Annotated in this window: 26 protein-coding genes and 1 tRNA gene; 8 read left to right on the top strand and 19 right to left on the bottom strand. The window is 27.9% G+C overall.

Going from position 1 to position 26,160, the window contains the following annotated elements; all coding sequences use genetic code 11:
- Positions 1 to 13: 13 nt before the first annotated feature.
- Both bamA and QIA27_RS04540 read right to left on the bottom strand, forming a co-directional pair.
- Positions 14 to 2,479, bottom strand: a complete 2,466-nt coding sequence (gene bamA / locus QIA27_RS04545) for an outer membrane protein assembly factor BamA (protein WP_301403675.1) — start codon at positions 2,477 to 2,479, stop codon at positions 14 to 16.
- Between the two features lie 17 nt (positions 2,480 to 2,496).
- Positions 2,497 to 6,903 (bottom strand): translocation/assembly module TamB domain-containing protein, encoded by a 4,407-nt coding sequence (locus QIA27_RS04540; protein WP_301403674.1) that lies wholly within the window; start codon positions 6,901 to 6,903, stop codon positions 2,497 to 2,499.
- A gap of 81 nt (positions 6,904 to 6,984) precedes the next feature.
- Between QIA27_RS04540 and tmk the strand changes: the two genes are divergently transcribed.
- On the top strand, positions 6,985 to 7,593 hold the full coding sequence (tmk, locus tag QIA27_RS04535) for a dTMP kinase (RefSeq protein ID WP_301403673.1): 609 nt from the start codon (positions 6,985 to 6,987) through the stop codon (positions 7,591 to 7,593).
- Positions 7,594 to 7,606: 13 nt separating this feature from the next.
- Positions 7,607 to 8,236 carry a hypothetical protein gene (locus tag QIA27_RS04530; RefSeq protein WP_301386547.1) on the top strand — a complete coding sequence of 210 codons (630 nt, stop codon included), beginning with the start codon at positions 7,607 to 7,609 and terminating at the stop codon, positions 8,234 to 8,236.
- On the opposite strand, the gene QIA27_RS04525 is transcribed toward QIA27_RS04530, so the two are convergent.
- The 17 genes from QIA27_RS04525 to QIA27_RS04445 all read right to left on the bottom strand — a co-directional run bounded on the left by QIA27_RS04525 (position 8,233) and on the right by QIA27_RS04445 (position 21,149).
- Positions 8,233 to 9,336, bottom strand: a complete 1,104-nt coding sequence (locus QIA27_RS04525) for a thymidine kinase (protein ID WP_301403672.1) — start codon at positions 9,334 to 9,336, stop codon at positions 8,233 to 8,235. The genes QIA27_RS04530 and QIA27_RS04525 overlap by 4 nt on opposite strands.
- A gap of 108 nt (positions 9,337 to 9,444) precedes the next feature.
- Positions 9,445 to 10,926, bottom strand: coding sequence for a hypothetical protein (locus QIA27_RS04520; protein ID WP_301403671.1), 1,482 nt, complete (start codon positions 10,924 to 10,926; stop codon positions 9,445 to 9,447).
- Positions 10,927 to 10,937: 11 nt separating this feature from the next.
- Entirely contained in the window at positions 10,938 to 12,860 is a 1,923-nt protein-coding gene (gene ftsH, locus QIA27_RS04515; protein ID WP_301354204.1) for an ATP-dependent zinc metalloprotease FtsH, read from the bottom strand.
- A complete protein-coding gene (tilS, locus tag QIA27_RS04510; protein WP_301403670.1) occupies positions 12,857 to 14,179 on the bottom strand; it encodes a tRNA lysidine(34) synthetase TilS in 1,323 nt (440 codons plus the stop codon). Before tilS ends, ftsH begins: the two co-directional genes overlap by 4 nt.
- Positions 14,179 to 14,745: an aminoacyl-tRNA hydrolase gene (gene pth / locus QIA27_RS04505; protein ID WP_301354202.1), complete on the bottom strand. Its 567-nt coding sequence runs from the start codon at positions 14,743 to 14,745 to the stop codon at positions 14,179 to 14,181. Before pth ends, tilS begins: the two co-directional genes overlap by 1 nt.
- 4 nt (positions 14,746 to 14,749) lie before the next feature.
- Positions 14,750 to 15,298, bottom strand: a complete 549-nt coding sequence (locus QIA27_RS04500) for a 50S ribosomal protein L25/general stress protein Ctc (protein ID WP_301403669.1) — start codon at positions 15,296 to 15,298, stop codon at positions 14,750 to 14,752.
- Positions 15,299 to 15,321: 23 nt separating this feature from the next.
- Positions 15,322 to 15,393: transfer RNA gene (locus QIA27_RS04495), tRNA-Gln, on the bottom strand.
- A gap of 61 nt (positions 15,394 to 15,454) precedes the next feature.
- Entirely contained in the window at positions 15,455 to 15,748 is a 294-nt protein-coding gene (spoVG, locus tag QIA27_RS04490; protein ID WP_004791087.1) for a DNA-binding protein SpoVG, read from the bottom strand.
- Between the two features lie 103 nt (positions 15,749 to 15,851).
- Complete coding sequence (gene rsfS / locus QIA27_RS04485) at positions 15,852 to 16,202, bottom strand: ribosome silencing factor (RefSeq protein ID WP_301354199.1); 351 nt, start codon at positions 16,200 to 16,202, stop codon at positions 15,852 to 15,854.
- Positions 16,177 to 17,361, bottom strand: coding sequence for an LCP family protein (locus tag QIA27_RS04480; protein WP_301354198.1), 1,185 nt, complete (start codon positions 17,359 to 17,361; stop codon positions 16,177 to 16,179). Before QIA27_RS04480 ends, rsfS begins: the two co-directional genes overlap by 26 nt.
- The gene (gene nadD / locus QIA27_RS04475) at positions 17,358 to 17,939 is read right to left on the bottom strand and encodes a nicotinate (nicotinamide) nucleotide adenylyltransferase (RefSeq protein ID WP_301354196.1); all 582 of its coding nucleotides are present in this window, start codon (positions 17,937 to 17,939) and stop codon (positions 17,358 to 17,360) included. Before nadD ends, QIA27_RS04480 begins: the two co-directional genes overlap by 4 nt.
- A gap of 81 nt (positions 17,940 to 18,020) precedes the next feature.
- Positions 18,021 to 19,007 carry a GTPase ObgE gene (gene obgE / locus QIA27_RS04470; RefSeq protein ID WP_301354194.1) on the bottom strand — a complete coding sequence of 329 codons (987 nt, stop codon included), beginning with the start codon at positions 19,005 to 19,007 and terminating at the stop codon, positions 18,021 to 18,023.
- A gap of 47 nt (positions 19,008 to 19,054) precedes the next feature.
- Entirely contained in the window at positions 19,055 to 19,300 is a 246-nt protein-coding gene (gene rpmA / locus QIA27_RS04465; protein WP_002557368.1) for a 50S ribosomal protein L27, read from the bottom strand.
- The gene (locus QIA27_RS04460; protein WP_301403668.1) at positions 19,300 to 19,620 is read right to left on the bottom strand and encodes a ribosomal-processing cysteine protease Prp; all 321 of its coding nucleotides are present in this window, start codon (positions 19,618 to 19,620) and stop codon (positions 19,300 to 19,302) included. Before QIA27_RS04460 ends, rpmA begins: the two co-directional genes overlap by 1 nt.
- Positions 19,621 to 19,625: 5 nt before the next feature.
- Positions 19,626 to 19,937, bottom strand: a complete 312-nt coding sequence (gene rplU, locus QIA27_RS04455) for a 50S ribosomal protein L21 (RefSeq protein ID WP_301354191.1) — start codon at positions 19,935 to 19,937, stop codon at positions 19,626 to 19,628.
- A gap of 57 nt (positions 19,938 to 19,994) precedes the next feature.
- Positions 19,995 to 20,525, bottom strand: a complete 531-nt coding sequence (locus QIA27_RS04450) for an adenine phosphoribosyltransferase (RefSeq protein ID WP_301354189.1) — start codon at positions 20,523 to 20,525, stop codon at positions 19,995 to 19,997.
- 63 nt (positions 20,526 to 20,588) lie between these two features.
- Positions 20,589 to 21,149, bottom strand: coding sequence for a DUF2147 domain-containing protein (locus tag QIA27_RS04445; protein ID WP_301354187.1), 561 nt, complete (start codon positions 21,147 to 21,149; stop codon positions 20,589 to 20,591).
- 244 nt (positions 21,150 to 21,393) lie between these two features.
- On the opposite strand from QIA27_RS04445, the gene flgF reads away from it, so the two are divergent.
- From flgF to rpoS, 6 genes are all read left to right on the top strand, one after another.
- Positions 21,394 to 22,242, top strand: coding sequence for a flagellar basal-body rod protein FlgF (gene flgF / locus QIA27_RS04440; protein ID WP_301354348.1), 849 nt, complete (start codon positions 21,394 to 21,396; stop codon positions 22,240 to 22,242).
- A gap of 12 nt (positions 22,243 to 22,254) precedes the next feature.
- Complete coding sequence (gene flgG, locus QIA27_RS04435) at positions 22,255 to 23,052, top strand: flagellar basal-body rod protein FlgG (protein ID WP_301354184.1); 798 nt, start codon at positions 22,255 to 22,257, stop codon at positions 23,050 to 23,052.
- Between the two features lie 70 nt (positions 23,053 to 23,122).
- On the top strand, positions 23,123 to 23,686 hold the full coding sequence (locus QIA27_RS04430) for a hypothetical protein (RefSeq protein ID WP_417281437.1): 564 nt from the start codon (positions 23,123 to 23,125) through the stop codon (positions 23,684 to 23,686).
- 173 nt (positions 23,687 to 23,859) lie between these two features.
- Positions 23,860 to 24,861: a flagellar basal body P-ring protein FlgI gene (locus QIA27_RS04425; protein ID WP_301386544.1), complete on the top strand. Its 1,002-nt coding sequence runs from the start codon at positions 23,860 to 23,862 to the stop codon at positions 24,859 to 24,861.
- Positions 24,851 to 25,171 (top strand): rod-binding protein, encoded by a 321-nt coding sequence (locus QIA27_RS04420; RefSeq protein ID WP_301354181.1) that lies wholly within the window; start codon positions 24,851 to 24,853, stop codon positions 25,169 to 25,171. The genes QIA27_RS04425 and QIA27_RS04420 overlap by 11 nt, the downstream gene beginning before the upstream one ends.
- Before the next feature lie 164 nt (positions 25,172 to 25,335).
- Positions 25,336 to 26,136: an RNA polymerase sigma factor RpoS gene (rpoS, locus tag QIA27_RS04415; protein ID WP_301354180.1), complete on the top strand. Its 801-nt coding sequence runs from the start codon at positions 25,336 to 25,338 to the stop codon at positions 26,134 to 26,136.
- The last annotated feature ends 24 nt before the right edge of the window (positions 26,137 to 26,160 follow it).

The following is a 26,160-nucleotide window of genomic DNA, read 5'->3' as shown; positions in this document are numbered from 1 at the left end:
CCATAGCATTATATTAATATCTCATCTCAATTCCTAAGAAAAATTTAAATCCAGAAAAATATTTGTAATAACTGTTAACTTTATTATTATCAAAATAAAAAGGATAAGCTATTACAAAAGACAGCGGCAACTGAGGTAAAAGACTTCTAATTCCGGTTCCCCAGCTAAAAGCAAAACTACTAAAAGGTCTAAATAAAGAATTTTCTTGCCCTTCTAAAGAATAGGAGGCAAAATCTATAAAAAAAACATCCCAAACTAAAATATTTTTTAACAAAGGAATAGATATTTGTACAGTATTTACAAAGGAACTGTAAATATTTTTCAAAATTCCCCAACCTCTAGCCTGCATAAAATTTTCACTAAGAACTATGTGATGATGGGGTTGAATTTCAATTTCAAAACCATTGCCAAGAGGAGGCAATATATTTGAATAGACGCTCCTTAGGGTCAAAATAATATCAAAATAAGGAGTAAACACATCCTCATATCCTAAGAGAGAAAAATATCTTTCAAAGGTTGTAGCAGATTTAACGAAATGACTCTGCCCAAACAAAAATCCACCAAAAAAATCAAACTGCTGCTTAAGCAAAAATCCATTATTAGATAAAGAAGTAGAATTTCTTGTATCCCAAGCTGCACTCAAACTAAGAGAATTTTCAAATCTAAAAGTTTTGTAATTATCTCTTAAATAATAATTTGAAGGCCTGTTAACCTCATTATCATAAAAAACATATTTTAAAGCGGTTTGCAAAGTACCAAGAAGAGTTTGCTTACCAAGATAATTAGAAAAAGTATACCCTGTAAACCCCCCAAAACTAAGTTTAAGCAAAGAATAATTCATTGCATTAAAATCAGAAAAGCTTTTAGCATCTCGATATTCTTCCCAACTTGTAAATGGATCAGGAACTTCTCTTTTGCCAGAAAAAATAGGTCCATTAATATCCTGATAAGCAGTATTAACAGAATGTGAAAAATCTACAAATCCACCTACAGTCCATCTTTTCTGAAAAAACCAATTGTCTCTAAATGTCAAACTAAGACTTTGTTCCAAAAAAGATAAATTAAGTCTTGCAGCAAAATAATAACCTTCTCCCAAAAAATTAGAAAGCTCCCATTGCCCAAATACTGAGAACGGAAACGAAGAATTTGAACTGCCTCCAAAATTCATACCAAATCCAAAATTACTTGTTGCTCGTTCCTCAATGTTTAAATTTATTCTCATAAGCCCTTCCGTAGCACTTGGAACAATATCAGGGACTACATTAGAAAAATAACCAAGCTGCTGTAAATTTACCATTCCTATCTTAAACTTATCCAAACTAAAAACATCTCCCTCTTGAAGAGGAATCTCTCTAAGTATTACATGAGAAGCTGTATTTTTATTTTTAGAAACAGTAATAGATTCAATATGAGCTTTATCTTTTTCTAAAATTTTAATTAAAAAATCAACAAACTCCCCTCTTATCTTTTGTGAGGGAATAATTTCTGTAAAAATATACCCTTCTTTAAAATAACTTTCCTTAATTTTGGTAAAATCCTGCTCAAATTTAGAATTATTAAAAATATCACCTTCCCTAAAGGTAATAAAACTTTTTAATTCTTCCAAACTAAAAACTAAATTACCAAAAATTTCAAGCTTTCCAAATCTAAAAACATTGCCTTCTGAAATAAAATATTTCAAAAAAACTTCCTTTTCTAATCTTTGGGGATCCTTAAGAGAATCTTTAATGTCAACAGTACTATTGATAATCTTAATATCAATATATCCATTATTTTTATAAAAAGACTCTAATTGACGTTTATCCTTGTCAATATTACTTTTTAAATATTTACCATCTGAAAAAAGAGATACTACTCTTGATGCTAAAGATTTTCTCAAAGTGCTGCTTTTAAAGCTTAAGTTTCCTTCAAAATCAATCCCTTTAATAACATATTTGGGTCCGGCTACTATATTAAAAATAATATCAACTAAATTTCCTTCCTCTTTGATTTCAAAATTTGCAGAAACCTCAAGATATCCCATGTCTTTATACATCTCTTCAAGCTTTTCAATACCTTTGTTAACACTTGCAAGATTTAAAGGCTCATTAACTTTAATATTCACCTTCTCAACAAGTTCACTATTCCAAAAAACTCTGCTGCTATCAGAAAAAACAACAGAATTAACCAATGATTTTTCTTTTACAATAAATGTGATAAAAAGATCTTCGCCATCTATTTTGAAAATTGGCTTAATAAACCCAGAAAAATAATCAAGAGAGTAAAGATCAATTTGCAATTTATCAAAAATTTCATTAGAATATGCCGTGCCAACATAAGGTTTTAAAATATTAACAAAATCTATCTCTTTTTTATTTTTAAGCCCTTCAAAACTAATGCCCTTTATTATTTTTCCTTTGTAATTTTCAACTTGACCAAAACTAAAACCAATAAAAAACATTAAAAAGCCTATAAAAAACAAACCTCTAATTGAACCCATCTTAACCTCTTAACAATTTAATATCTAAATTTCCAAGAAATACCTATATTATTTCCTATTCCATCTAAACCTTTTTTCATAAAATTGTAATCAAACTCATAATTAACCAAAAAAAATGGAGAATCAAACTCAATACCTAAATTAATAACAAAATTCAAATCTTTTGAAAAAGGAGTCATTTGTTCTTTCAAAAAACCAAAGCCCCCACTAATAAACACACCCTCAACAAGATACTTGCCTACCTTAACACTTGTATTATCAAGAACATCAACAAAAGTAGGATTCCCAATTTTAAAAAAATTACTATTAATAGAATTCTTCAATATATCTGTCTTTATACTCAACAAATCTAAGTTTAATACAGAACGCATATAATCTTCAATGGGTTGAATTAAAAAATCAAGAGCAATGTCACTTACTATTCCAATTGCCATTTCAGCAGCATTAGTCCCTGCCGATCGCAATCCCCCCTCCTCAGCCCCCCCCATTGTTGAGCCTGAAAGCAAATATTTAATCTCCTGTTCAGTTCTAAAAGGATAAGACATAAACTCAATTTTCCACAAACTCAAAGGACTATCGATACTTATTGTAACAAGTAGTTTATCATTTCTATCTTTAATAGTATTTGTAGCCTCCGCCTTTATCCATGGATCAAATTTAGTTCTGCTCTCATTAAAGGATATGTAAGCGCCACTTTTGAAAATAAATTTTTTATTATTATAATTAACAAAACCATTTGCAATATTTAAATCCCCCTTAAGAATAAAATCATCCGTTTTTGTATCAGATTTTATTACAAGCTTATCCCCTCTTGAAATAGTAGTTTGTAAAAACGAAATATTACTATCTGGCCAATGAAAAGTAACACCGCTATCAAAATTTATTTCAAGATGGGTCAAAATATCAAAATCTTGAACATTAACATCAATTGTTTGTGCACTTTTTGCTCGTTTGAAGGGATTTACTAATAAATCAACAATAGAACTTTCAAGAGAATAAACCCAAGCATTTGAAATATTTAAAACACCCTTAAACATAATTTCATCGGCATTTCCTTCAATTGAGAAATTGCCTAAAGCATAACCTGTAAAACTTAAAGCAATTTTGTCAAACTTAATAGGAGCTCCCGTTCTACCAGTCACATTAATATCTATTTTGTAATAATCAATAATAGTATCACTTAAAAAATTTAAATTTAAACTAGTAGAAACAAAAGCCTTAGAATATCGATCCAGGTCAAACTCGTTACTAAAAATAATTTTATTATCCTGAATTTTAACTGGCATATCAAATATTTCTAAAGCTCTATCACCACCAAATTTTCTAGAAGCTCTTAAATACTCAGTACTCATTGATCCTTTTTGAATATTTAAGCTTCCATTAATATTAGGATTATGCAAATCCCCATCAATATCAAATTCACCATCTAAAACAAGATCGTAAAGAATAAAATGCTTGTCGATATTAAATAAAGAATGTGAATCTAAAAAATCTTTAGTGATTATTTTTGAATCAAATTTAATATCTCTAACATTTCCAAGAATTTTATTTTTTATTATTTTGCCCGATGAATTAAAACTAAGGGGCAAATAATCTTTTAAAATAAAGCTATATTCTCCACTACCATAATGGTATAAAATATTAATAAGATCATAATCAATTGAAGCCATATTAAATTTTTCAAAATCATTACTAAATTCAACTGTAAGATTAGATAAAAACTCATTTTTATATTTAATATCTCTAAAGGAGAATTCACCCTCTGTTTTGGTTTTTAAAACTCCAAATAGCTCTTCATCCCTACTTTCAAAGTTTTTAAAATTTGCATTAAACTTATAAGAAAACAAATCACTATTAAAAACCATATTAGATACACCTATAGAACTGCTTAAATCATATCTTAGACTACCGGTAAGAAACTCTTTTTTATTACGCTTGGCTTTTATATCATATATGTTAAGCTTATTGTCCAATAATCCTAAATTCAAAGAAAACTGCACAGGAATACCCAATAAATTTAATTTATCGGCTTCAAGATATCCACTCAAAGAATAATTTTTAAAATTATTCTTTTTAAAATTTAGTAAAAAATTACCACTAACCTTCCCTTCTAAAAGAGATAAAGAATTAAAATTGTAAAAATCTAAATCTTGAAATTTAAGCAAAAAATAACTTCCATGTTCATCGGAATTAATCCCTAAGAAATATCGTTCTGAATTTAAGCTAGAAAATAGATTTAAACTTCCATTCAAATTATCTTTTAAATTGAATTGTCCATATCCTTGCAAATTTGAAAGTTTGTTTATAAACCTAACATTGGTAATGTACAATTTATCATATTCATATAAGCCCTTAAAATCAAAATTAAAATTATAAAAAGGTATTTTAGAAGCTTTTATTATATTAAATTTATCTATTTTAAATTTCAAATCGTCATTAAGACCCAAATAGCTTCCATGAAAATTTATATTTATTAAAAGATCAGAAGTTTTATTGTAAACCTTAAAGCCATTAACATTAAGGGTATAAATTATTTTAGAATCGAAATAATTGAAATCTAATTTGATGCCAAGAGGAGATTCGGCAACAATAAACTTATTTTTAAGATCAACATTAAAATGCAAAGGATAATTTTTATCCAAATAAGAAAAATTCGTGATAATATTAAACCCACTTTCAAATAGCTCAACAAGCAGGCTGGAATGCAAATTGTAATCATTGTACTGCAAATCAAAGTTGTTTGATTTGTAAAAATTTTTTTCTCCACTAGCGTCAAACATGAATTTAAAATTATCTAACTTTGAAAATACCATGAAATTGAATTTTTTTAATATATTTTTATGATAATCAAATCTATTGAAATTAAAATCAGAAACTAAATTTAAATATTTACCCGAAAATAAAGCCTGAGGGAAAAAATTTATTAAGTAAGAATTAGGAATAACTTCTTTTAAAAAAAGCAAAGGAAACTCTTTAATGCCTAAATTTAAAGAAAGTTCCTCATCATTAAGATCACCTTTTAAAGAAATTTGAGAATTTTTATTTTCTAAATAAATCAAATAGTCAACAAGAATTTTATCCTTTAAAAAATAAGTTTTTAAACTTAAATTTTGAAAACTAAGATCTCCAAGACTAAAATTATCAGACTTAACCAAAAAAATATTTTTATCTTTATTAAAATCTAAATATCCATTTAGGTCGTTAAAGTTTAAAATTTTTGCAGACTTAAAGTTAAGACGTCCTATTGGAAGTAAGTCTTTTAAAGAATAATAACCTTTATAGTTTACAACTCCTCTTTTAAGCTTTAAAAAAGCATTTTTAACGCTTACAATGCTATCATTCCCTTTGATTTCAAGTTGTAAACCTTGAATTTCTTTACCCACAGCATCTACATTTAAGGAAGAATCTATTATTCCTGCATATCTTAAATCTTTATCTTTAAAATCATAAGAAAATGCCAACTGACCATTCAAACTTATATCGAAATAATCTTTATAAACTTCAAAGTCTTTGCTTAACCTAATCCAATCTAAAAGATTGACATTGAAAAATAAAGCATCTAATCGAATAAAATCATTAGATTTGTCATAACTTAAATTAAAATCGAAATTCTCCCTTTGTAAATTAAAAATTTTTAAATTTCCTTTTGAATAATTTATTTGAAATCCTTGCTCAAGCAAAGAAAAATAGCTTGTTTTAAATTCAAAAAAACTAAAATTAACATAACCATCCTCAAAGCCTTTTTTGAATTTCCCTTCAAAATAAAAAGTTGAATCTAAAATTTCATCACCAACTCTCTTAGATGGCAAATTAATTTCTAAATTTTTAACGGCACTAAAGTCAACTACAGAGCTAAATAAAAAATCGTCATCTAAAGTACTTAGGGAAAAATTTTTAACTTTAAAACTCAACCAACTATTATTCTTATTAAGCTTAATATTAATATTGATATTTTCTAAATTAATATTTAATCTATAAAGATAGTTTAAAATTTTATTTAAAATTACATTTCCATTGTCGAAATAGGCATTGTTAGAATTTAAATCATCGGACAAACTAAAGTCGTTTATATCGAAATTCAAATTACTCCCTTTAACATAAACATTTAAAATAATATTTTCATCACCTAAAATTAATTTAAACAGATTTAAATCTACTCTAACAACATCCATTAATATTTTATCTTTTCCATCCAAGCTTAGCTCTAAACCGTCTATTTTGATAGATGATAAAAAATACGGTGAGATTTTATCATATTTAATCCTAAAGCCAAATTTTGATTCAAGATATTTTATAACAAAAAACTTTGCAGAATAAATTTGAACTTGAACAAATAGATTAATGGAAAAAATTATTAAAACAAAAATAAAAAATGGTAAAATCAAGAATAAAAATGTCTTTTTTTTCAAAAAACCCAAATTCATACACTCATATATAATTTTATTATATAATAATTATCAATAACCTAGTTATTGGCTCCCAAAAGAAAGGAATAAAAAATATTTGTGATTAAAATATTGAAAAACTTTTATTGCATAGAAGGAATTGATGGAAGCGGAAAAACAAGCATCATCAATAAACTAAAAACTCTTTGCAACGATGAATCAAAATATTATTTTACAAAAGAACCGTCAAGCGGAATAATTGGAGAAATGATAAAAGAGCAATTAATGAATTTTAAAAATCCTTTACAAGAATCAACATTTGCATATCTTTATGCAGCAGATCGACATGATCATTTATATAAAAAAGGTGGAATACTAGAAATTTTAAACACAAAATCCATAAAAATAATAACTGATCGCTATTTATTTTCATCAATAGCCTATCAAGGAAAATTGGGATATGAATTAAATAAAAATTTTCCATTACCTGAAAAAGTATTCTTTATTGAAATAGCCCCAAACATAGCTTATGAAAGAATACAAAAACATAGAACACAAAGTGATCTTTTTGAGCTTGAAAGATACAAAACTTTTGAACAAATTGCTCTTAAATATTTACAAATATTTAAAAAACTAGAAAAAAAAATTAATGTAATTTACATTGACAATTCAATAAAAGATGATATAGATAAAAACGCAAAAAAAATTTTTAATCTAATAAAATTCTAATATAATTAATCGTATGATTAGTTATATTTTTAAAAATATCACTTTCCGAATAAACCTAATTTTACTTCTTTTAGTAGTAGTTGCAAAAATAAATGCATCGTCCAAATTTTATTATGCAGAACAGTGGTATGTAATCTTTAACGCTCAAATGAAAAAAAAACCTGAAAACTACAAAAAAAATATATTTTTTCTTCAAAAAGCCTTAAAATATCCATTTGGAAATCCAAAATACTCACTAACTAAAATAGAAACAAAAGAACAGTGGGCAAAATATAAACTTCTTTTCAAAATGCATGTAAATCTGCTCCTAGTTAAGCAAAATTTACATTTGGGAGATTTATTTGACACAAGAAATTTATATTTTTTCAAAACTCCAGAAAAAAATGGAATTATTCTCAATCTAGAAAAATCAAAAAAATTATATAAAATGGCTATTAACTACTACAATGAAGCACTAAAATACCACAAAAAACTTGAAAATTACAAATCTGTTAAGCTAGAAAACGATGGAATAACTAACTGGGAAAACGAATATCATAAAATTACTCTTAAAGAGTTTGATTACCATGAAATTATTAAAAAAGAACTGATAAGAATTGACGAAACTAAAGAATTTTTTGAAAAAAGTTCAAACTATTATTAAAAAAATTCTTTGCCTTCTTTGGAAAAAAAAATTTTATTTATATAATCCTCACTTAAAGAAAACTTAAAAACAAGATCTTTAAAATTATCTTTACTCAAGATGCTATATTCTGAGAAAAGAGTTATTAACGCTCTTTCTGCTAAAAAAGGTAATTCTAAAATATTTTTTAAAATTTCAGCTCTAAATTCACACGCTTTTTCACTATCTAAAGAATTTACAAAATTAGAATTTTCAACATCAGTACTTAACGCTACAATTTCATTTTCAAGAAATTCTTTATCTCCTTGCGAATACAGCAAAGCAAATGGCTTTAAAAATGAAAAAAAATACTCCTTGCCCACAAGATAATGATGCATTGAACATCTTGTAGCGTAATTTGGGTAAATGGCAGATTCAATCTCTTCATCACCACCAACAATAAGTAAAGGATCAAAATAAGGAGCTGGAATTTCCTTGTTGTTATAAAAATAATACCTATACGAAAAAAAAGATTCTTCCATGCAATCAATGTGCTCACAATAAGCCCCAAGCTTATAAATCTTATCTGAATATTCTACCAAAAGTTTAGCAGTATCATTAAAAGATTCTTTTCTAAAATTATAAAGTAATGTAGGCAATATAAATAAAATATTCTCATTTAACGAAATTTTATTTAAAACAAAAATTAAACGTTCATCATAAAAACATGCCTCATCAATAATAAAAGTACCACAATTAGAATTAGAAGCTATTAAATTTTCAATATCAAAAGAACTGCTGGCAAAACCAATCTCATCAATTTTATCTTTCCCACCACCTCTGTAGGGTATTACATTCTCTGGATAATCCTGAAATCTCCTCTTGTCAAGGAAATTTCTAATAAAAAAGACATTGACCCTATTCCTATTTCCTTTAATAATATTGCCCAGCACCTTGAAAGATTTTTTTCTTACAACAAGAGAATCTTTATAAATTTTTGCAGCATATTCTGTTTTTCCACTTCCCATAGGCCCAACTACAAGAATTAAATTTACTTTCACTTTAAAATCAAAATGACTAACAGACACAATATTATTTAATTTAGCATCTTCTTTGCTAGCAAAGTCCAAACAAAAGCCCAAAAATCCTCCCCGAAGTAAATTAAAAATTTAATTATATAAATAAAGAGCATTAAAAAAATATCAACATTAATACTTAAAAATTAATAATCAAGACTTCTATTAAAGTTATCATTCAAAAGAATAATAACTTTCAAAACAATCATCATCTAACAAAGTTTTCTTTATTTTTAATTTATCCTTCTCATAAATTTCAATATAATTAAATTTTTTAGAACCATTAACTTTTCTATAAATTGAAACTAAACTTCCAACCACATAATTTTTAATTTCTACTAAATTAGATCCAAAATATTTTTTTTTACTTATCAAACTTGATCTAATATCTAAAACAGAAATTTTTTCAAAAAATAAATTTAAAGCGGTGGGAAGAAAAAAATCTTTAATGTTAATCAAAAACAACTCCCTGATTCCAAGATTATTAAAATTGTAACCCAAATTGTTAAAAAGATTAAGCTTTAAAGTATGCAAAGCAAAAACATAAACATCCCTTCTATCAGAGTATTGAACTTCAATCATATCAACATAAGGGTAAACAGAATAATTTATTTTATAGCCAAGCAAACTATTCTCATAATAAACTGGAGACTTGTCTTTAAAATAAACTTTATTAAAAAATTTGTTATTTAAACTAAATTTATTGTCAAAATCTACTATTCCTGAAAAAACACCTACTAAAACTCCATCTTTAAGTATGACAATGTTATTTTTATTATCAATACAATAAATTCCTGACAAGCTTTTATAATCTTCTAAAAATTTACTCTTCATATCAGGATCCTCTAAAAGATCATAAAACATTTTATATTCACTTATTGTCTCAGGAGGAAATTTTTTAAAAACCCTATAAGCTTCATCGGGTTCTAAAAGTTTGTATTTTAAAAAATAAATACCATGAATTCCATTATATTCTTTAATTTTTCCCTTAAGAAAAGAAAACAAAGAAACAGAATTGTCATAATTAAAATCTGAATTTCTAAATATATAATTAATATTTTCGGTTGTAAAGAAAAAATCTTCTTTTGATTTTATGGTATTAAAAATGCTAAAAAAAAATCTATCTTCTTTTAAAAACCACTTAAAAAATAAAAAATCATTGCCATACAAGGAAAAAGCTTTAAATAAAATTTTTTTAAAATCATCCCCAAAACTTTCAAGTCTTCCAGAAGCTTCAAGTCTCATACAAATTAAATCTTTATCTATTTGCAATTCTTCATTTAAGTTTCTATACAAAGTAATAATTTCTTTATACATATTCTTACTTTCATTTTGCCTTAAAAGCAACGCAAAATAATAAGTGTATATTTCTTTAAGAGCTGTTGCTTTAAAGTTATTAATTTTAATTGCTTCTCTTAATAAATAAATTTTGTCTATCAAAGCAATATCCTCTTTTAATGCAAGCTCATAAAGAGAATCTGAGGCTAACAGATTGAAATCAAGAGATCCATAAATCAAATCAATTCCTTTTTGAAAATTGGAAAAATTTTTAGATTCATTAAAAAGAATACTTGAAATATCCTCATCTTCTTTGATTAAAGCTGCACCTAGATTTATAGAAATAAAAAAAATTAAACCCATCTTTAAATAAAACATAAACAACTGCCCTAACCTTTTATATCTCCCTCCTTTACTTCTTTTACAGTAGAGTCGTCTGCTGCAAATAAATCGTATTCATCTTTACTAGCTTCAAAACCCAAAAGCTCTCTTACTTCTTTGTCTGTCAAAGTTTCCCTTAAAACAAGTTCTTTTGCAAGCTTAACAAGTTGATCCTTATGCTTTAAAAGGATGTCTGATGCCTCTTTTAAGCATTCTTCAAGTATTCTTTTTACCTCTCTATCAACTTTATCAGCAGTGTTCTCAGAATAAGCCTTAGCCTTTGAAAACTCTTTTGGAAGAAAAATGGGCGCTTCATCGTCTACTAAAAATATCGGACCAACTTCTTCACCCATTCCCCACTCTGTAACCATTTTTTTAGCCAAACTAGTAGCTTGCATTAAATCATTTTGAACACCCGCTGTTGTAACGCCCAAATTTATTTGCTCACTAGCATAACCACCATAACATATCTTTATTTTATCAAGAATTTGGTGTTTGTTTATTGAAAGCCTATCTTCTCTTGGAAGCGAAAATGCGACACCAAGTGCCCTGCCCCTTGGAATAATGGTAACCTTATGGAGTGGGTCAGCGTATTCAAGATAATAATGAAGCAAAGCATGCCCTGCCTCATGATAAGCTGTCTCAAGCTTTTGTTTATCGGTAATGGTCATAGATTTTTTTGCAACTCCCATCAATATTTTATCTCTAGCCTCTTCCATATCCTTCATTAAAATTTCATCTTGATTATTTCTTGCAGCTATTAAGGCTCCTTCATTAATTAAATTTGCAAGATCAGCACCACTAGCTCCAGGAGTAGCCCTTGCTATTACTTGTAAATTAATATCTTTTGAAAGCTTTGTTTTTGCAGAATGAATATTTAATATTGCCTCTCTTTCCTTAATATCAGGCAAAGAAACTGTTACTTGCCTATCAAATCGTCCGGGTCTAAGAAGAGCAGAGTCAAGAACATCTGGACGATTTGTAGCAGCCATAACAATTACATTGGTATGCGTTCCAAATCCATCCATTTCAACCAATAGCTGATTAAGAGTTTGCTCTCTTTCATCATGACCACCGCCAAGCCCTGCACCACGACTTCGACCAACAGCGTCAAGCTCATCAATAAAAATGATGCATGGAGAATTTTTTCTAGCATTGTCAAATAAATCTCTAACACGACTTGCTCCAACCCCAACAAACATTTCAACAAAATCTGAACCTGACATGTGGAAAAAACTAACCCCAGCCTCACCAGCAACAGCTTTGGCAAGCAAAGTCTTGCCAGTGCCAGGAGAACCAACCAAAAGCACCCCTTTGGGAATTTTTGCACCTATTTTTTCAAATTTTTTTGGATTTTTAAGAAATTCAACAACTTCGTAAAGCTCTTGCTTAACCTCTTTTTGACCAGCCACATCTTTAAAGGTGATTTTATTCTTTCCAGCCTCATATTTTTGAGCATTACTTTTTCCAAATGTAAAAACTTTTCCGCCACCACCTTGAGTTTGACGAAATATAAAGAAAAAGAAAACAAAAAATAAAATCCATGGCAAGGTTTGTAATAAAACCCCAATCAAAGAAGCTTGGCTTTTACCCGAGCTAAGCTCAACTTTTTTACTTTTTAGTTCTGAAAGCAGATTTATATCAAGATAAGGAATACTGGTAGAAAAATAAGATTTTGCAAAGTTAGAACCTTTGACAACGAATTGAATCAAATTTTTATCAATTATTACTACAGATTCAACCAAACCATTGTCTAAATAACTCTGAAAAGTGCTATAAGGAACATTTTTATAGCTTTCCCCCCCCCTTATAAAATATGACATAAATATTGCTGAAATTAAAAAAATAACAACAAGTCCTAAAATCCAATTTTTATTCTTTTTTTTGTTATTAGATTTTCCATTATTATTCATATTATTATTGCCATTCATTCCTTTAAAAGCCCTCCAATCAAAGATATACTAATTTTTTTAAGAATGCTTTTTTCACTCCATACTAAGTTTAAAGTATTTAAATCAATAATTCCAATTAACCTATTATCTAATGCTAATAACATTAAATAAATCGGATTACACCTTATAAACTTAGAAAAAAATTTTTTTGCTTTCAATCTATCCTTAAAAAATTTATATCTAAACTCATAAGAACAACATTTTAGCCTTGATACAGAAACTGCATTACACTCTAAACATTTTAGCAAAATCTTACCTAAAGATAAACTATGCCATTTGCCAACTTCCAAAATAAAATCAAAAGGTTTGTAAAATTTTTCATCCCTTCTAAAAATTAAATTAATTTTATTATGCCTTTTTTCTAAAAAAAAATCATTGGTTTTTAACAAAACATTGTTTTTCTTTTTATCAATCTCTACTTTAAACACTTCATTAAGAGATTTATAAGAAACTTTAGCTACAATTCCCTCTGAATTTAAAATTTTAAAAATTAATCTAAACACCAAATACTTGGGAAAATCTAAAAAAGTTTTCAAATCAAAAGAATAATAGTATTTACCTTTCTCAATGGGAAAAAATTCATCTTTTTCAAAATAATCTACAAATTCCTTTGAAAATTCAGATATTCTTTTAAGAGATTTTTTGTACCCTTTAAAAACCTTTTCTATAGAAGGTAATAAATTATTTCTAACCCTATTCCTTAGATATAAATTTTGAGCATTTGTACTATCAACAAAAAAACTAATATTATTTAAAGATAAAAAATTCTCAATTTCTAGTCTTGAAACCTCGAGTAAAGGTCTTATAATATTTTTATTAACACCAGGAATGCCTGCAAGACCATCTAAAAAAGATCCTTGAAAAAATCTCATAATAATTGTTTCAATTTGATCGTTCTCATTATGAGCAAGTGCAATATAATTTGCATCATTTTCTTTAAGAGCATTTTCCAAGGCATTATATCTGAATTTTCTTGCAAGCTCTTCAATAGATACTCCCAACCTAACTGACTCACTTTTTATATCTATATCACATTTCTTAATTTGTAAGTCAATATTATAAAAATCACAAAACCCCTTTACATGCTCTATCTCTTGATTTTGCTCATTATCAGATCTAATAAAATGAGCAAAATAAAATGCAACAATATTATTGTTCAAATAATATTTTAAATTCAACAATAAAGTTGTAGAATCAGCCCCTCCGGAAAAAGCAACAATAACCCTATTTTTACTTAAAAAATTTTTTTTATAAAATTTATCTATTTTGATTTGTATATTATTGTCTAAAAAATGCATTAAAAATTACTAGAATTGATTTTTTGAACCTTATTTTTAAAATTTGCCTCGCTAATATCAAGTAACTCATCACTTAAAAAGTCATACAATTTTTCAAGTCTATCTATTTCATCCTTGCAAAATTTAGAAAGAACAAAATTCTTTATATCACACATAACATTGCTTCCGACACCAATATAAAGTCTACTGTAATTAGAACTTCCAAGAACATTTGAAATTGACTTAAGGCCGTTATGAGTAGACATACCACCTCGCTCTTTAAGCCTACATTTTCCCAAAGGAAGATCAACATTATCAAGAACCACCAATAAATTTTTTATGCACATATAAAAATCTGAAAATATTGAAGGGAATAAGGATCCGCTTAGGTTCATATAAGTCAACGGCTTAACCAAAATTACTCTTCCAGAAACCATTCTCAATTCTGAATATTCATACTTTTTTTTTCTCTTTAAAAAAAGGCCGTTCTTAGAAACAATTTTATCTAAAAGAGAAAAGCCAACATTATGCCTAGTTAAAGAAAATTCTATTCCAGGGTTTCCTAATCCAAGTATCAACAACCCCATAAAATCACTTTATAATAACAACTTCCAAATTCTCGTCATTTTCTGCAAGTCTAACATTAGAAGGCAATACAAGATCTTTAAGAAGAACGCTATCCCCTTTATTAACAGGAGTTAAATCAAGCTCTATGAATTCTGGCAAATCTAAAGGTAAAGACCTAACCTTAACTTGCTCTTTTAAAACAGTCAAAATTCCACCCTCTTTAACCCCAACAGAAGCCCCAGTAAGCTTAATCGGAACATATCTTTCAAGCTCAACACGTCTATCTACTTCATAAAAATCAATATGATAAATGAGCTTGCTGGCAATATTTTCTGCAACATCTTTAACAAAAACACATTTCTCAAGCTTGCCGTCATTTAATATTAAGACAGTATTGTCTGTAAACTTTGTAAACTTCTTATTAAACTCACTACTCTTAATTTTCAAATGTGAAACATCATTGCCCTGTCCATAAACAACAGCCGGTATTTCACATTTAGCTCTTATTCTGCGAGCATTAGAAGACCCAAAGCTTGATCTATATTCGCAACTTAAAACCCTGCTATTTTCCACCAAAAAACTCCTAATGTAAAATACTGGGACGGAAGGATTCGAACCCTCGAATGACTGGACCAAAACCAGTTGACTTACCGCTTGTCGACGTCCCAAATACCTTAATACTTACAATTGACAAGCATACAAGATACAACACGCTTTGTCAATAACTACCTAAAAATCTAATTCAAGCTCAAGATCAGCTGGATTTTCTCTTATATATTCCTTAAAAATAGAAGTTTGTAAAGTTTTTCTAAAATCCTGACTAATAGGATGTACAATGTCTTTATACTCACCAACTCTAGTTCTTCTGTTAGGCATAGCAATAAATACTCCCTTTTGCCCTTTAATAACTCTAATATTGTGAAGAACTAAGCAATTGTCAAAAGTAACCGCAACATATGCTAACAATTTAGAACCAGAATTTTTACTTTCAACTTTCTTAATCCTTATGTCTGTAATATCCACTTATAAGCCTCCCGCAAAAAGTACATACCTTAAATCTAAAATATTTTCTATTTTTTGTAAACATATTTTTATGATATTTTTAGTTTTTTTAATTAAACAGTAATTAAGGATAAATAATAATTCCCTTGGACCATATTTTTTCAAGTTCATAGTATTCTCTAGACTTTTCGCTCATTAAATGAATTACTAAATTTCCACCTGAAATAACAGTCCAGTCATAAACCAAACCTTTTCCCTCAACATTAAGATTAATTTTCTTTTCTTTAAAAAATTTAACTATTTTATCAATATACAAGGCCTCCATTTGCTTAAATGATACAAAAGTAGCTATTATAAAAAAATCAGTCCAATTGCAAATATTGCCAACATTAATGCCTATAACGTCAATTCCATTAAAATCACTTATTGTTTTACACAAAGCATTAATATCACTTACTTTTAACATATCTTCCATCAAAATCATCTCCTAAAACAACTATTACATCAGGATTAATATCAAGATTATCAAGCTCTAACAATTTTTTAGTTTGAACTTCAGAAATTGGCTTAATATTTGAAGTTTTAATTACTTCTCCAACCCTAACAGCCATTTCTAAATTATCTGAATTATTTATAATCAAGGTATTTTTATAAGAATTTTTATCTGCATTGCCAAATTTTAAAACTTTAAATTTTAAAGAATTAAAAATATTTGCTGTTTTTTTTGCAAGTCCAACAACTTTTGTTCCATTTAAAACAACAATCTTTACTATCTCCTGCAAGCCTTCATTAATCAACTCTTTATTTAATTTCTCTACCGATTCTTTTAAAATAGCACCTCCATAATAAGGAAAAACCACTTTTATCAAATTATTATCATTATCTTTAAAAATCTCTTCTTGTCCTTTAATATTAATAGAAATAATTTTATCATTATTTATTTTATAATTTTTAACAATGTACTTAAAAACAACCTCTGAAAGGTTAGTATTTAACATGGAATATATTTTAAAAAAATTGTCATTTTCAATACCAAAATCTGAAATTTGAAAAAGAAATTTCTTAAAAAACTCTTTATAAAACTCAACTCTCTCTTCAAACTGATTGACATCATTAAAATATCTCAAATAATCATACGCCTTATCACCATCAAAATTGGAAGTACCAGAGGGTATTAAAATAGAATCTTCGAAACTATAAATTTTCACCGGATTTTTAACAAGAAGTCTAACCCCTCCCAAGTAATCAATGAGTTTGACGAAATTTTCTTTTTGAAAACGAATATAATAATCTGATTCATGGGATAATTGTGTATAAATTTTAGATAAAAACTTATTGAAAGAATTTTTTTTATAAAGATCTTTAAACCAAGATATGTTACCCTTTAAATCTTCATATCCGGTATGAATTGGAATATCTAAAAACCCAATATTTCCTGTTTTTATATTAATAAAAATTTCTTGCATACTTACAAGATTTTTGTTGGAATCTTCTACAATAAACAAAAAACTAATATTGTTTTTTGTATTAAGCTCGAAGTAAACTAACTCTTTTTTCGAACTTTTAATAAAAAAAATTACTACACTAGCTATTATTAGAACAATTAAAACTAAAAAAATTAAATCCTTTCTCAAACATTTACCTTTTTAACATATAAATTATTATCTTTAATGTATTTTAACACACCAAAAGGTAATAAATAGCTAACAGGAAATCCATTCGCAATTCTATTTCTAATCTCTGATGAGGAGATTGGTATTATTTTATTATCTACATAAATGTGCTTAAAAGAACTTTTCAGTCTCTCTTTATAAATTCTGTGAGCAATAACAAGATCAACAGAGCTTACAATACTTTGGGGATCTTTCCATGAATCAAAATTTTGAAAAAGATCATCTCCAATAACTAAAAAAAGTTTAGCGTTTTTATATTTTTTTTTAACGCAAGAAATAGTATCAACAGTATAAGTTATGCCACCATTTATTATGTCGCAATCATCTATGAACATTTTACTTTCATTCTCTAATGCAAGCTTAAGCATATCTATTCTATTTTTAATACTAACGTCCTCTCCAATCAATTTATGAGCCGGATTGCAAGTAGGAATAAATATTATCTTGTCAATATTTAATAAATACTCTATCTCTTTAGCTAAAAAAATATGCCCAATATGAACTGGATTATAAGTGCCACCTAATATTGCAATTCTCATGAATTATTTTTACCTAAATCAAATATTTGGCATTCAAAAACCAAGTCTTTAAAAAAAGCTTGCAATAAAAAATTAATTTTATTAAAAAGTTTTAGCCAAAATAAAAAATTCTTTAATAAGTTCATCAATCCCTCTATTTTCATAAATAGAGATACCAATAATCTTTTCTTTTCCTAAGGTTTTTATCAAGCAATCAAAATTTTTCTCAGAACTATCCAAATCAAGCTTATTGGCAATAATAATTTTTTTTTTATTAAAAAGCTCATGGCTATAAGATTTCAATTCATTTAAAAGAATGTTATATGACTCCAAAAAATTTGCTTCAGAAATATCAATTACTAAAGCTAAAATTTTAGTTTTATCAATATGTTTTAAAAATTTGGTTCCAAGCCCTACTCCAAAGCTAGCGCCTTTAATTATTCCCGGAATATCTGCAATGATTAAATCATCACAAGAATATCTAAGTACACCAAGATGAGGAATCTTTGTTGTAAAAGGATAATTTGCAACTCTAGATTTTGCTGAAGTTATTCTATTAAGAAGAGAAGATTTGCCAGCATTAGGAAGACCAACAAGCCCAATATCCGCCACCAAAAAAAGCTCCAACCGCACATTCAAACTATTGCCTGATTCTCCAGGTTGAGCAAACTTTGGCGCTCTTCTAACTGAAGTTTTAAAATTCCAATTACCAAGACCACCTCTGCCACCCTTTAAAACAACAAATTCGTCATTTAAATTTTTAAGCCTACACAAAAGGGTTCCATCATTTTCATTATAAATATCTGTATTTGGGGGAACAAAAAGAATTAAATCTTTACCATTAGCGCCACTTCTCTTGAAACCCATTCCAGGTTTACCGTTTTCGGCACAAAGCACATGACCATTTTTATAAAAAGACAGAGTGCAAAGATTTTCCCTCACCTTAAAAATTACACTCCCACCACTCCCGCCATTTCCACCATCTGGACCACCTTTTGCATTAAACTTTTCTCGCAAAAAAGAAACACATCCAGAACCGCCATTGCCCGAAACTACCGTTATGCTAACAGAGTCTTTAAAGTTATACAAACTTTCTCCAACTTTTCAATTAAAACTACAAAATAGTTAGTTGCATGCTAAACAATATTTACATATTTTCGTCCTTTCAAAGTTTTAAACTCTACCTTGCCAGATGAAAGCGCAAATATTGTATAATCTCTTCCAAGGCCAACGTTTTTACCCTTATGAAATTTTGTACCTCTTTGTCTAACAATTATTTCTCCAGCTTTAACAAACTGACCACCGCTTCTTTTAACTCCAAGTCGCTTAGATATAGAATCTCGTCCATTTTTTGAACTACCACCACTTTTACTTGTTGCCATTAATTTTCCTCCAAAACTAATTTAATATCATTAGGATACTCAAAGCATAAATCACTTATGCCTCTAATTAAAAATCTACTATAATAAAAAAGACTTTTTTTACTTAAATCCTTAAAAAAAGGCTTAAATTCTAAATGGCCTTTTTTTAAATTTTTTACAATAAAAGACTCGCCCTCAAGATCAAGAACACTAAAAAAGGTTCTCAAAATAAAAGAAAAAGAAGAGCAGATAACGTTAACATTATTTTTGCTCATAGCATGACCATCGGCTAAAAGATAAATAATTACATCGTCTTTTACTTTTACTAAAACATTAATCAATGAACTTAAAAAACTATTTCATCAACTAAAATATAAGAATAGGTTTGCCTGTGCCCAACTTTTCTCTCACTTGATTTTCTTCTTCTATATCTGTAAGAAATAACCTTTTTATCTTTTTTATCTTCTTTATAGGTACATCTAACAAGAGAATTCATAACATAGGGCTTTCCTATTTTAATCTCTCCATCTTTATTAATAAGCAAAACACTATTAAATTCCAACTTCTCTTTTTCAACAGGAGAAATTTTATCTATTTTTAAAAATTCGCCCTCAATGGCCTTATATTGCTTACCATTTATTTCTACCAGTGCATACATTACATTACCTCAACTAAATATTGTAAATTTAATAAAAAAGAAAAGTCAAGCATTAAATTAATTGTACCTTACAAGAGAATTGACCTCATAGCCTTCAAGAATGTGCCTACCATTAATACTACAAAGCTCAATAAAACAAAAAATATCTTTAACCCTACCTCCAGCTCTCTCCAGTAAAATTGCAGACGATTTTAAAGTTCCGCCGGTAGCTAATATATCATCTATTAAAAGAATATTGGAATACATCTTAATATCGTCTTTGTGTACCTCTATTCTCCCAAATCCATATTCAAGCTCATATTCTTCGCTAAAAACCTCTCTGGGCAATTTACCTTCTTTTCGAATTAAAACAAGGGGAAGTTGCATTTTCAAAGACAAAGGAGCGCCTATCAAATATCCCCTAGACTCAACAACCGCAATGCAATCAATCTTCTTTAAACTATAAAAAGAATATACCTCATTTATTAATGAGGTATAAACTTCGGGTTTTAATAAAACACTAGTAATATCATAAAAAAGAACACCCTTTTTAGGAAAATCAGGCACTTTTGTAATAAATTGATCATAATACTCTATTTTATTTTTCATAACTTACTCACCCCCACACAATGTTTATGTATTTTTTCAAAATAGTAAGACCAAACGCCAAATTTATTTTTTTACAGGAGGCGCTGGAACAAGATTATGTAAGCCTACTTTTGGTATTTCGTCAACTTTAGCTCTTGTCCAAATTTTACTTCTGCCAAAAATCCAAACTTTTCCCTTGGTAATAAGATTTCCGGTTTTACTATCAACTCTCATCTCAGAATTATAAATTTTACCGTTTTTAGGATCTATTATTTTACCCCTATCCCACTTTTTAGAAGCAGAAGAATACTTAAGGCCCCACATAAAATCAAGACCCTCTATTGCAAGATTTTCAAACCCAACCACAGTGTCTCCTGAAGGATTATCAGCATCATACTTTTTACCATCTTTTATTACAATTAAAATTCGACCGTAAACTTCTCCATTATATTTATAAATATAAATAATAGAATTTTTTATATTGCTCACATCGTTATAACCAACCCAATACCCTAAAACTTCATCTTCAGCATTAAGGTTTTCAGTTTTATTAATAATTTCACTCTCATTTGAATTCTCTGAATTTGCAGATAAAAATATTGCAAAACAAAAAAAAAGAAAAAACTTTGAAAAAACTCTATTCATTAATTCTCCTTAAAACTAATAATTCTAAATTGTAGTTCTTTTTTTTAAATTACTCATTTAAGATAAATAATTTAAAAATTAGCCACAAACATCATTATACAACTTATTTTGTAATTTCAATTATTAAGACAAAAACCTAAATAAAGAAATATAAAATTAAATAAAAAACAATAGGTCAATTAATTGTTATATAAGACAAATAATGCTAGTATTAGTAAAGTTAATTGTCTTGAAGGATTTAACCGTGGTAAGAGGAATTTATACAGCCGCCAGCGGAATGATGGCAGAAAGGCGCAAGCTTGACGTAGTTTCAAATAATTTAGCAAACATAGATCTTATTGGATACAAAAAAGATTTATCCATTCAAAAAGCATTTCCAGAAATGTTAATAAGAAGACTAAATGATGATGGACTTTATAAATTTCCTAAAGGACATCTTGAAACAGCTCCCATTGTAGGTAAGCTAGGAACAGGGGTTGAAGAAAATGAAATATATACAATATTTGAACAAGGCCCATTAAAAACTACTGGCAATCCATTAGATTTAGCGCTCACTGATCAAGGATTTTTTGTAATACAAACTTCAGATGGAGAAAGATATACAAGAAATGGTTCTTTTACTATTGGGAAAGAAGGAATCCTTGTTACAAAAAGCGGATTTCCTGTTCTTGGAGAAAAAGGATATATATATCTGAAAAAAAATAATTTTAAAATAACACCCCAAGGACAAATTTTCCACAATTCAAGCTTTGAATCAAACCCTAAAAGACTTGTCAGTGAGTATGAAAATTCTTGGGAAAATTATGAACTGCTTGATACCATCAGAATTGTAAATTTTGAAAATCTCAGATTTCTCAAAAAACAAGGAAATTCTTTATGGATTGATACAAAAGCATCTGGCAAAGCACAAGAAATTGATATATCGCTAAGGCCTAAAATAGAAACAGAAGCGCTCGAGGCTTCCAATGTTAATGCCGTTAAAGAAATGGTTTTAATGATTGAAATCAACAGAGCTTACGAAGCTAATCAAAAAACAATACAAACTGAAGATAGTCTCTTAGGAAAATTAATAAATGAAATTGGAAAATATTAAGGAGTATATTTTATGATGAGAGCATTATGGACAGCAGCAAGTGGAATGACTGCACAACAATACAATGTAGACACAATTGCCAATAATCTTTCAAATGTGAATACTACAGGATTTAAAAAAATAAGAGCAGAATTTGAGGACTTGGTTTATCAAACCCAAAACAGAGCAGGAACTCCCGCAACCGAAAATACTCTAAGACCACTTGGAAATCAAGTTGGCCACGGAACAAAAATTGCTGCTACTCAGAGAATATTTGAACAAGGGAAAATGCAATCCACCAATTTGCTCACTGATGTTGCTATCGAAGGAGACGGATTTTATAAAATTCTTCTGCCTGATGGAACTTATGCATATACTAGGGATGGATCATTTAAAATCGATGCCAATCGAGAACTTGTAACAAGCCAAGGATACAAGGTATTGCCTAATATATTTTTCCCAGAAGAATATATCCAAAACTCAATTACAATATCTGAACAAGGAATAGTGTCGGTAAAAATTGATAACAACAACGAACCAATAGAACTTGGACAAATTGAAATATCAAGATTTGTTAATCCCGCAGGACTAAACGCCATTGGAAGCAATTTATTCAAAGAAACAGCTGGATCAGGACAAGAAATAGCGGGAATACCAGGAAGTGAAGGCATGGGAAGACTTAGACAAGGTATTCTTGAAATGTCGAATGTATCTATTGCCGAAGAAATGGTAACAATGATCGTAGCTCAAAGAGCTTATGAAATAAACTCAAAGGCTATTCAGACTTCTGACAATATGTTGGGAATCGCAAATAATTTAAAAAGGCAATAAAATAAAAAAAAAATTATTTATTTTTATTTTATTTTTCACAACAAGCTCAATTATAAATGCTACTCATGATTTGTGCTTCAACATTACTCCTAGTAAAGCATATTTCTTTTCAAAAGAGTATTCAAAAATATGCAACAATCAAAGCTTATCAAAAATATATGTTCCTCCGAATTTAACTAAAAAATCAATAATTTTTGAAATGATTTATTACATCACAAAAAATTTATCAAATGAAAATATCTACATACTTCAATTCAACTTTGATGAATCTGAAATAAATATAGACGACAAATTTTTCAAAAAAATAAAATTTAAAGTAAAAAACAACAGCTCATACAAGAATATTCCAATTCAAAAAACTCTGGTTTATTATGCAAAAAACTTTGAAAGCTACAAAAGACACAATTATATTAATATGTATATTGATATAATCGAACCCATTGTATTTGCAAAAGACAATCTAAAAAAAAATGAAATCCTTAATGAACACAACATCTATTTTAAATACAAAATTAACACAACCAGGATAAATGACGTTTTAAGTCTAAATGAATTAAACAACAGTAAATATAAAGTTATACGAAACACAATCAAAAATGAAGAAATAAGATTAAATAAAGTACAAAAAGAATAATGTTTTGGTTCATCTTCCTCAATCTAAAAATTATTAATTTTAATCAGCCTTAATACAGATGATATTTAATAGATCAAGGATTAATTAGTAATTCTACCGAAAAAAGTTTCATTAATTACAATAATTGATATAAAATAATAGGTATTAAAGAAATAAAATAAACAGAGTAAAGAATGATCAAACTAATGTTAATGTTAATTGCATTTGCAACAAGTCTATTAGCCCAAACAAACAAAGCTTCTACAGGACCAACATCAAAACAATCATTTAACAACAACCTGTCTGAAAGCATAAAATTAAAAGAAATTGCAAATATTTGTCCCACAAGCACAAACTTTTTAACAGGTACTGGAATAGTAGTAGGTCTTGCCGGAAAAGGAGACTCTCCAAAACAAAAAGACCTTATAAATAAAATTTTAGAAAAAAACAATACAATAATAGACGAAATAAGCCCTAATAACATAGAAAGCAAAAATATTGCACTAGTAAATGTTAGCCTCCAAATAAACGGCAATATAATCAAGGGCTCAAAACATAAAGCTTACATCGCATCAATATTGGACTCAAAAGATTTAACAAATGGAATACTTTTAAAAACAAATCTTAAAAATAAAGAGGGAGAAATAATAGCAATTGCATCAGGAATTATAAAGACCAATAACAAATTAAAAGAATCTGAATACACTCTAGATAGTGTAATAATAAATGAAAATCAAAATATTAACTACAGCTATAATATAATTCTTAAAAAAGGAAATTATACATTAATAAATAAAATTCATAAAATATTGACCTCTAAAAAAATCAACAACAAAATTAAATCAGATAGTACAATAGAAATAGAAGCAAAAAATATGGGTCTATTAGAAGAAATTGAGAATATTCAAATAGAAACTAATCCTAAAATACTAATAGACAAAAAAAATGGCATTATCCTAGCAAGTGAAAATGCAACAATAGGAACGTTTACATTTTCTATTGAAAAAGACAATCAAAATATTTTAAATAGTAACAATAAAACAACAATTCAAGTAAGCTCGATGAAATTGAACGAATTCATATTGAAAAATTCCAACAATCTTAGCAATAAAGAATTAATTCAAATAATTCAAGCTGCACAAAAAATTAATAAATTAAATGGAGAACTTATCTTGGAGGAAGTTAATGGAAACTAAAATTAATTTACAAAATCTAAAATTTAAAAATCAAATAAATAATTTTAAAAATACTTTAGAAATAAAAAAATCCTTTCAAAAAAACGAAGAACTACGAAAAGCTTCTTTAGAATTTGAAGCTATATTTATCAAGCAAATGCTTGAAAGCATGAAAAAAACTCTTAACAAAAATCAAAATTTGCTAAGCGGAGGCCAAGTAGAAGAAATTTTTGAAGACATGCTTTACGAACAAAGAGCAAAGCAAATGGCTCAATCTCAAAGCTTTGGAATTGCCGATTTAATTTACAATCAATTGGAAAAAAATAAATAATTTAAAAAACACTCCTCCCTCCTTCCCCCCAGCTACTTCAAAAATATATCCAATTTAATTTAAAGCTATTTTTAAACTAAATTGGCACAATTTTTGCATGAAAATTAAGTAATTAATAAAAACTTAATCACAATATTCAAAAAAGGGGAGAAAAATATACTATTATGAATATATTTAGCAACGAGGATTTAAACATATATTTAAAATCGGTAAGAGAACACAAACTAATTACCCATGAAGAAGAGATTAAACTTGCAGGACAAATACAAAGGGGCAACGCACAAGCAAAAAACAAAATGATAAACGCAAATTTGCGGCTTGTTTTAAAAATAATAAAAAGATATGCTGGCAAAGGGTTAAAAATTGAAGACTTAATTCAAGAAGGCAACCTGGGATTAATAAGAGCTGCTGAAAAATATGATCCAAATAAAAACACCAAATTTTCAACTTATGCATCATTTTGGATCAAACAATCGCTACAAAGAGCATTAAATACTAAAACCAGATTGGTAAAAGTCCCATACAGAAAAGAAAATCTAATACTACAAATAAATAAATATCTAACAGAAGAAGAAAAATCACCAAAAAAAGAAGAAATAATGAAAAGATTCAATCTATCTCCTGCCCAGTATATAAAAATTATTCCTTATCTTGAAAAAGAATATTCTCTGGATAAAGAAATAGAAGGATCTGAAAATTCAACGCTCTTAAACCTATACGAGGATAATTCTTTTAACCCTGAAATTACTCTTGAGCAAGACTCAACTATAAAACATTTGAATTATGTACTTGAAACAAAATTAAATGAAAAAGAAAGATACATAATCAAAAAAAGATACAACCTAGACAATAGCCCCAAAAAAAGCACCTTAAAAGATATTTCAATGGAACTTGGAATATCATCAGAAACTGTAAGACAAATCGAAAAAAGAGTTCTTAAAAAACTAAAAGAAGAGATAATTTAACATTGACATTCATGGCATGTTCTG

This window comes from [Borrelia] tanukii (assembly GCF_030439725.2).
Lineage (GTDB): Bacteria > Spirochaetota > Spirochaetia > Borreliales > Borreliaceae > Borreliella > Borreliella tanukii.
The sequence above is the reverse complement of the archived record's forward strand: the minus strand, read 5'-3'. Positions and strand labels throughout refer to the sequence as shown.